The organism is Polaromonas sp., assembly GCF_012927415.1.
Taxonomy (GTDB): domain Bacteria; phylum Pseudomonadota; class Gammaproteobacteria; order Burkholderiales; family Burkholderiaceae_C; genus Polaromonas.
The window spans coordinates 1-7,774 of sequence record NZ_JABBPF010000219.1; the positions used below are offsets into that span (position 1 = coordinate 1).

General features: G+C 59.7%; 8 protein-coding genes. All 8 read right to left on the minus strand.

Annotated elements, in window-relative coordinates:
• Positions 1–150: 150 nt before the first annotated feature.
• Positions 151–1,185: an aliphatic amidase gene (locus HHJ19_RS17920; protein ID WP_296909240.1), complete on the minus strand. Its 1,035-nt coding sequence runs from the start codon at positions 1,183–1,185 to the stop codon at positions 151–153.
• Positions 1,186–1,203: 18 nt separating this feature from the next.
• The gene (locus HHJ19_RS17925; RefSeq protein ID WP_296909242.1) at positions 1,204–1,560 is read right to left on the minus strand and encodes a zinc ribbon domain-containing protein; all 357 of its coding nucleotides are present in this window, start codon (positions 1,558–1,560) and stop codon (positions 1,204–1,206) included.
• Between the two features lie 27 nt (positions 1,561–1,587).
• A complete protein-coding gene (gene fmdA / locus HHJ19_RS17930; RefSeq protein WP_296909244.1) occupies positions 1,588–2,817 on the minus strand; it encodes a formamidase in 1,230 nt (409 codons plus the stop codon).
• A gap of 52 nt (positions 2,818–2,869) precedes the next feature.
• Positions 2,870–3,559 (minus strand): urea ABC transporter ATP-binding subunit UrtE, encoded by a 690-nt coding sequence (urtE, locus tag HHJ19_RS17935; protein ID WP_296909246.1) that lies wholly within the window; start codon positions 3,557–3,559, stop codon positions 2,870–2,872.
• Between the two features lie 39 nt (positions 3,560–3,598).
• Positions 3,599–4,342 carry an urea ABC transporter ATP-binding protein UrtD gene (gene urtD, locus HHJ19_RS17940; protein WP_296909248.1) on the minus strand — a complete coding sequence of 248 codons (744 nt, stop codon included), beginning with the start codon at positions 4,340–4,342 and terminating at the stop codon, positions 3,599–3,601.
• Positions 4,343–4,360: 18 nt separating this feature from the next.
• Complete coding sequence (gene urtC, locus HHJ19_RS17945) at positions 4,361–5,560, minus strand: urea ABC transporter permease subunit UrtC (RefSeq protein WP_296909251.1); 1,200 nt, start codon at positions 5,558–5,560, stop codon at positions 4,361–4,363.
• A 41-nt stretch (positions 5,561–5,601) separates the two neighbouring features.
• Entirely contained in the window at positions 5,602–6,516 is a 915-nt protein-coding gene (gene urtB, locus HHJ19_RS17950; protein WP_296909253.1) for an urea ABC transporter permease subunit UrtB, read from the minus strand.
• An 84-nt stretch (positions 6,517–6,600) separates the two neighbouring features.
• On the minus strand, positions 6,601–7,774 hold a 1,174-nt coding region (gene urtA / locus HHJ19_RS17955), incomplete at its 5' end, for an urea ABC transporter substrate-binding protein (protein WP_296909255.1).

Sequence of the window (7,774 nt, forward strand, 5' to 3'; positions counted from 1 at the left end):
GTTGCTATTAAATAAATAGCTACTGGTGCCGGTAAATGTTGGACATGAGGCCTTTTTTCCTCAAAAACCGGCAAACGGCACCGCCGGGTGCCGTTTCCATTTCCGTTTGCTTATGCCCGTCATCCCGATACAGGCCTGGACCGGCACGCCCTAAACCGGGCTTTCCGGATTAGGGATGCCGTCAATCGGGCACTCTTCGGTTCCGACCATCGGGCGCGTGATGGCTTTGACCGCCTGCCGGGCACCCTCGGGATCGTTGACCCAGTTTTTGTAAAAGTCAAACGGACATGCGGCCACCCCATGCGTGCCTTCGCCCGAGTTGATCAGGCCCGTGTAGCCCCGGTGCAGCAGTTTGAAAAGGTGATTTTCTGACTGGCTGTTCTTGCGGAAATCACGAATCAGGCTCTTGGAAAGCGCCGCGTACTGCACGCCGTTCTCCTCTTCGCCGCATTCGCCCAGCGTGCGGCCGTCAAACCCGATGATGGCGCTGTGACCGAAGTAGCTGTAAACGCCATCCCAGCCGGCGGCGTTCGCCACTGCGACATAGGTGTTGTTGGCCCAGGCCATCGCTTTGGACATCATCACCTGCTGTTCCTTGGCCGGGTACATGTAGCCCTGGCACCGAATGATGAGTTCGGCACCCTTCATGGCGCAGTCGCGCCAGATTTCGGGGTAGTTTCCGTCGTCGCAGATGATGAGGCTGATTTTTAAACCCTTGGGGCCATCCGACACATAGGTGGTGTCGCCCGGATACCAGCCTTCGATCGGCGTCCACGGCATGATCTTGCGGTATTTCTGAACGATCTCGCCCCGGTCGTTCATGAGGATCAGGGTGTTGTAGGGCACTTTGTGAGGATGCGCCTCATGCCGTTCGCCGGTGAGCGAGAACACGCCCCACACTTTGGCCTTGCGACAGGCTTCGGCAAAAATCGCCGTCTCTTCGCCCGGTACCGTGGCGGCGGTGTCAAACATTTCCCCCGCGTCATACATGATGCCGTGGGTGCTGTACTCGGGGAAGATTGCCAGGTCCAGGCCCGGCAGGCCGGTCTTCATGCCGACCAGCATTTCGGCAATCTTGCGGGCGTTGTCCAGCACTTCGCCCCGGCTGTGCAGACGCGGCATTTTATAGTTGACGACAGCAACGCCGACCGTGTCCTTGCTGCTCGATATATCTCCGTGATGCATGGTGGGTTTCCTCGGGTTTCAGTGGCTGATCATCCAGGGCCGTTTGCTTGGAAAGGCCTTGGCTCCGTTGGGGGCCGTCACGGTGGTGCTGCGGCGCGTTGCCGTGCTGCAGCAGCCGCAACCGGCCGGATGACGCATGCGGCCGTAGTTTCCGTCTGTGTCGCGTGATGAGCGTGGCGCGTGTTGCGCTCGTTCGTTGGTTTCATGGGCGCGGCGCTGTTCCGGCGACGTACACGCCAGACGTGGAGCGCTGGCGAACACGCGCGGCGCGCCAGTGCCGCAGGCGGGGCAGGTGCAAGGCTCGTTGCGATGCGCCAGAGTGCGAAAGGCGTCAAACCCGCCGCAGTCGGGGCAGGCATAGTCGTAGGTGGGCATGGCAGTGCTTCGATGTTTTGCTGTTGTTTATTTGTCTTGCGACAAGGGCATGTCGATGCTGCCGTCGAGCATCCTGATGGGTCCGGCAGCCGTCGGGTTGATGTCGAAATCAAAGATCTCGGTCGGCAGCCACAAGGTGGCGCAGGCGTTGGGAACATCCACCACGCCGCTGATGTGGCCCTGCACCGGTGCCGTGCCGAGAATCGAATAGGCCTGCGCACCGCTGTAGCCAAATTTCTTGAGGTACTCAATCGCGTTCAGGCAGGCCTGCCGGTAGGCCACCGTCACATCCAGGAAGTGCTGCTTGCCCGCTTCATCGACGGAGATGCCTTCAAAGATCAGATAGTCCTTGTAGTTGGGCGTGATCGGGCTGGGCTTGAAGATCGGGTTTTTGATGCCGTATTTGGCCATGCCGCCCTTGATCAGGCTGACCTTCATGTGCACCCATCCGGCCATCTCAATCGCACCGCAAAAGGTGATCTCGCCATCGCCCTGGCTGAAGTGCAGATCTCCCACCGACAGTCCGGCACCGGCGACATAGACCGGAAAGTAGACCTTGGAGCCGCGCGACAAATCCTTGATGTCGCAGTTGCCGCCGTGCTCCCGGGGCGGCACGGTGCGAGCACCTTCGGCTGCTGCCCTGGCTTTGGCCTCACCACCGAGTTTGCCCATGTGCGCGGTGGCCGACGAAGGCGGTATGGCCAAGGGAGGCACACGGTCAGGATCGGTGGCAATCAGCTCGGCCTCGCGCGCGTTCCAGGTATCGAGCATCTTCTGGTCTGGCAGGCAGCCAATCAGGCCGGGGTGAATCAGGCCGGCGAAATTCACGCCGGGAATGTGGCGGCTGTTGGTGAACATGCCGTGAAAATCCCAGATCGACTTTTGCGCCAGCGGAAAGTGCTCGTCCAGAAAACCACCGCCGTTTTTCTTGGAAAAGAAACCGGTGAAGCCCCAAAGGCGGGCGTCGCGCGCGCCGATGTCGAGCAGGTCCACCACCAGCAGATCGCCGGGCTCGGCTCCCTTGACACCAATAGGCCCCGACAGAAAATGCACGGTGGTCAGGTCGACATCGCGCACGTCATCGGCGCTGTCGTTGTTCTTGATGGCGCCGCCGGTCCAGTCGTAGGTTTCCAGCTTGAACTCGGCACCGGGTTCCACCCAGACGGCCATCGGGATGTCCGGGTGCCAGCGGTTGTGCACCAGCGGGTTGTCGTAGGGGGACTGGTTCAGGTCAACTTTTATCAATGTATCGGCCATGGTGTGCTCCTTGTGTACGGGGGTTTCGGGGATCAAATGGAATCGGGTCGAATCAGACGGACAAATAGGCCTTGATGTGCTGCTCATCGGTGTCAGCGCGCGCGGTCTCATGCACCAGGCGGCCCCCTTCAATCACGAACAGTCGGTCAGCCACATCCATGGCAAACGACAGCACCTGCTCGGACACGATGATGGTGATCTGGCGCAGCTTGCGAATCTCGTTCAGGGCCTTGGCGATGTCCTTGATGATGGAAGGCTGTATGCCCTCGGTGGGCTCGTCAAGCAGCAGCACCTTGGGGTTTGTCACCAGCGCCCGGGCAATGGCCAGCTGCTGCTGCTGTCCTCCCGAGAGGTTGCCGCCTTTCCTGCGGCGCATGTCCCACAGCACCGGAAACAGCGCGTAGATGTCGTCGGGAATGCGCTTGTTGCTGGCGTTTTCCAGGCCGGTCTGAATGTTTTCTTCCACGGTCAGCGTCGGGAAAATCATCCGCCCCTGCGGCACGTAGGCAATGCCCTTGGCCACGCGCCGAAAGCTCTCGTCTTTCGACACATCCTGCCCGGCCACGGTCACCTGACCACTCTTGAGCGGCAAGATGCCCATCAGGCTTTTGAACAGCGTGGTCTTGCCCATGCCGTTGCGCCCCATGATGGCAACCGTTTCGTTGACACGCCCTTCAAAAGAGATGCCGTGCAGCGCTTCGCTCTGGCCATAGGCAACGAACACATCCTTGACTTGCAACATGACGGAATCCTTTTTCAAACAACAATGGCGATGACGGGATCAATGGCCGAGATATACGTCAATGACCCTGGAGTCGGCCTGTACCTGTTCCATCGGGCCCTCGGCAAGAATCTTTCCCTGGTGCATGACGGTGACCTTGTGCGCGATGCGCCTGACAAACTCCATGTCGTGCTCGATCACAATCACCGCACGGTTTTTACAGATACGCAGAAGCAGTTCGGCGGTGAGTTCACGCTCGCGCGCGCTCATGCCGGCGATGGGCTCGTCGAGCATCAGCAGTTCGGGCTCCTGCATCAGCAGCATGCCGATTTCCAGCCACTGTTTCTGCCCATGGGACAGCAAGCCGGCTTCGATATCCAGCTTGTCGATCAGGCCAACGTCCTGCGCCACCGCCCGGACCCGCGCTCTCACCTCATCCGTGCACTTGAACGCAAGCGCGCCAAACACCGAACGACCCGCGGGAAACGAAACCTCCAGGTTCTGGAAAACGGACAGGTTTTCGTAGATGGACGGCGTCTGGAACTTGCGACCAATGCCCAGGCGGACGCGCTGGTGCTCGGCCATGCGGGTGAGTTCGGTGTTTTTGAACTTGATGCTGCCGCCACTGGCCCGGGTCTTGCCGCAGATCAGGTCGAGCAGGGTCGTCTTGCCGGCGCCGTTTGGCCCGATGATGACGCGCAACTCGTTGCGATCGATGTAGAGGGTCAGCGCGTCAATGGCCTTGAAGCCGTCAAACGAGACAGTCAGGTCTTCGACCGCGAGTGCAAAGTCCGTGTTGCTCATGCTGTATTTCCTTTGAACTCAGACGCTCTGGGTGCCGACGCCGTCGGTCAGCACCGGCTGGGGTCCGGAAACCCCCTGCACCGGTGTCGCTCGGGCGGGCAGCTCATCGAGCGGTTTGACGGCGGCAACCCGTGAGGCCTCGCGGCGAGCCTTCCACCAGGGTTTGATATGGCTTTCCCAAAGCCCGGCCAGGCCCATCGGAAAAGCCATGGTGACACCAATAAAAAGTGCCGCCATCAGAAACAGCCACATGTCCGGAAAACTCTCAGAGAAATAGGTCTTGCCTGCGTTGACCAGCAAGGTGCCGTACACCGCCCCCACCAGACTCATGCGGCCGCCGACCGCCGCATAAATCACCATCTCGATCGACGGCACAATGCCGACAAAGCTGGGCGACATGAAGCCCACTTGCAGGGAAAACAGGGCGCCGCCTATGCCCGACAGCGCAGCGGCCAGACAGAAGGCGAATACCTTGAAGCTGGCCACGTCATAACCCGAGAAGCGCACGCGGTCTTCCTTGTCGCGCATGGCCAGCAGCAAGGTGCCGAGCTTGCTGACCTGAATCCAGCGGCATAGCACGATGGCCCCAACCAGCAATGCCACGCACAGGTAATAGAGGATGTATTTGGCGCTGTCGGTTCGGGTGTCCCAGCCCCACAGCGTCTTGAGGTCGGTCATGCCGTTAACGCCGCCGGTGTAACCCTGCTGGCCAATAATCAACACCGTCAGGATGAGCGCCACGGCCTGGGTAATGATGGCGAAGTAAACCCCGCCCACGCGCCGCTTGAACATGGCGAAACTCACGATAAATGCCAGCAGCGTGGGCACCACCACCACGGCTGCCAGTGCGAATGGAAGACTCTTGAAAGGCACCCAGAGCGTCGGCAAGGCGGTGATCTGGTTCCAGTCCATGAAGTCCGGAATGCCCGGAGTGGACTGAATTTTGGTGCTGATCGGGTCAGAGGCCTCGAGCTTCAAAAACATCGCCATGGCATAGCCGCCCAGGCCAAAGAAAACGCCCTGACCCAGACTCAGCACGCCGCCGTATCCCCAAACCATCACCAGGCCAATGGCCACGAAGGCATAGGTCAGGTATTTGCCCACCAGGTTGAGGCGAAAGATGTCCAGCGCGAGTGGCAGCACGACGGCCAGCAGCACCACGAGAATCACCAGGCTTCCGAACTGATAGCGCTGAATCCAGGCTTTGAAAGCATTCATGGGTTGGTTCTCCTTGGAAATCTTGGCGGGTAACGGCGCGTTCAGCGGCGCACCTTGCTGGCAAACAGACCTTGCGGACGCATCATCAGAATCAGGACGATCAGCGAGAGCGTGATCATCTTGGCCATCGAGCCGGCCAGGAAAAACTCGGTGATGGACTGGGTCTGCGCAATGGCGAAGGCGGACACCACGGTGCCCAGCAGGCTGGCGGCCCCGCCAAAAGTAACGACCAGGAAGGCATCGACGATGTATAGCGACCCCGAGGTCGGCCCGGTGGAGCCGATGGTGGTGAATGCAGCGCCCGCCACCCCGGCGATGCCGCAGCCTATGGCAAACGTGAGCCGGTCGGTCTTTTTGGTGTCAATGCCGGTGGCATTGGCCATCACCCGGTTGCTGACCGTGGCACGCACCCGCAGACCCCAGCGGCTCTTGTGCAGCGCGATCAGCACACCGCAGGTGACAAACGCAGTCAAACCGAGCACGAACATGCCGTTGATGGGAATGTCCAGCCCGGCGGAGGGAGACCAGGAGCCCAGCAACCAGTCCGGCAGGGTCGGACTGACCTCCTTGGGTCCGACAAACGTTCTGAACATCTGCTGTATCGCCAGGCTGACACCCCAAGTTGCAAGCAGGGTGTCCAGCGGCCGTTTGTAGAGATGGCGAATCAGGCCCCACTCCACCAGCCAGCCCGCAATGAAGGCAAAGATGAAGGCGGCGATGATGGCCAGGGGAAAGTAGTAGGGCGTCATCCAGGGCGCGTAACGGGTGGCCAGCGTGGAGCCCATGTAAATCGTGTAGGCGCCAATGGTCATGAACTCGCCATGGGCCATGTTGATGACTCCCATCTGGCCAAAGATGATGGCCAGCCCCAGGCCCATCAGGAGCAGCACGGCGAACAGGCTCAAGCCGGCAAAGCCCTGCATCAGGCCGATATTGAGCATTTCGGGGAAAGTCATTTGGCGGGCTCCGGAAAAGACATGGGCGGTTGACACCGGTCTGGCACAGCGCAGCGCCAGACCGGTCAGGATTGCCTTGCGGAATTACTGGTAGCCCTTGGGAAATGGATCGGGCTTGATCAGTTCGGGTGACTCCGAGACCACCTTGAAGGAGGCGTCGGGCATGCCTACGGCGATGCGCGATTTGCTCCAGAGATGGTGGTTGGCATCGACCTTCACATAACCTTCTGGCGCCGTCTTGAGTTCGATACCGGGGGAGGCCACCACCACTTTGTCCACATCGAAGCTCTTGGCTTTTTCAACCGCGGCCTTCCATAGCCATGGACCCAGATAACCGGCCTGCGTCACATCGCCAATCACCGCCGTCGGGCCGTACTTGGCCTTGAAGGCCGCCACAAACTTCTTGTTGTTGTCGTTTTCCAGTGACTGGAAATATTTCATTGACGAGTAAAAGCCGGCGAAGTTTTCACCACCCACACCGGTCATTTCGTCCTCGGTGACCGACAGCGTGACCAGCAACTGTTTGTCGCCGGTAATGCCTGCTGCCTTGAGCGCTTTGTAGAACGCCACATTGGAGCCACCCACCACGGCGACGTAGATGCAATCGGGTTTCTGCACCTTGATCTTGTTCATCAGTGAGCCGAAATTAGTGCTGCCCAGCGGGTAGTACTCTTCACCAACCACCTTGCCCTTCTGGAAGTTCTCGATGTGCTTGCGGGCAATCTTCATCGAGGTGCGTGGCCAGATGTAATCGGAGCCGATCAGGAAGAAGGTTTTTGCCTTCTTCTCTTTTTTGGCCCATTCCAGGCTGTACAAAATTTGCTGGGTGGCTTCCTGGCCGGTGTAAATCACGTTTTTGGACTGCTCCAGTCCTTCGTAAAACGTGGGGTAGTACAGAAGACCGTTTTCCTTTTCAAATATCGGCAGCACCGCCTTGCGGGATGCAGAGGTCCAGCAACCGAAAACGGCGGCGCAGTGGTCATTGATAAGCAGCTTCTTGGCCTTTTCGGCGAAGGTCGGCCAGTCAGAGGCGCCGTCTTCCTTGATTACCCTGATCTTGCGGCCCAGCACGCCGCCCATGGCGTTGATCTGGTCAATGGCCAGCTGCTCGGCCTGAATGGAGCCGGTTTCCGAAATCGCCATGGTGCCGGTGGCGGAGTGCAGCTGGCCCACGGTCACTTCCGTGTCGGTTATCGCCAGCTTGCTGGTGTTGACTTGCGCCGTGGGCTGGGCGAAGGCAAAACCCGGCAAGCCAGCC